The sequence below is a fragment of the Streptomyces kronopolitis genome, assembly GCF_014646275.1.
Taxonomy (GTDB): domain Bacteria; phylum Actinomycetota; class Actinomycetes; order Streptomycetales; family Streptomycetaceae; genus Streptomyces; species Streptomyces kronopolitis.
The window spans coordinates 1-502 of record NZ_BMND01000140.1; the positions used below are offsets into that span (position 1 = coordinate 1).

1 protein-coding gene is annotated in these 502 nt (G+C 37.1%); it reads left to right on the forward strand.

What is annotated here, in order from left to right; genetic code table 11:
• Positions 1–24 precede the first annotated feature (24 nt).
• Positions 25–502: DUF2393 family protein (locus tag IEY78_RS35530; RefSeq protein WP_189104845.1), on the forward strand; the 478-nt coding region annotated here is incomplete at its 3' end.

The following is a 502-nucleotide window of genomic DNA, read 5'->3' on the forward strand; positions in this document are numbered from 1 at the left end:
GAGACTAAAGAGCCTTAAAAACGCATGGCGTCTCTTGCCTTTATCCAAGCTTTTTTGGAGTCTTTTAAGGGCTTTTTAAGCCAAGCGACTTTAATTAGCGTTTTAATAGCGAGCGTTTTAATCCTTTTTTGCGCGATTTTGCTCCTTTTGGCTTTGCTTTTAAGAAACCGCTTGGCAAGATATATAGCGGCAGTAGCTTTTTTGGGCGCGTTTTTAAGCATGCCTTTTGTTTTGAATGTTTTACTCACTCAAGCGATTTACCCCATAGAAACACGCATCTTACACGCTAACCCTTTAAGTTATAGCAACGCTTTTTCTTTGCAAGTGGGAGTCAAAAACAATTCCAAATTCAGTTTAAACAAATGCGTTTTACGCCTAGAAGTGCTTAAAAACCCTCACAATTTTGTAGAAGAGCATGCGTTTAAATGGTTTGTCAAAAAAAGCTATGAAAAAACCTTTAAAGAAAAGATTTTGCCTAAAGAATCCAAGGTCTTTTCATTCT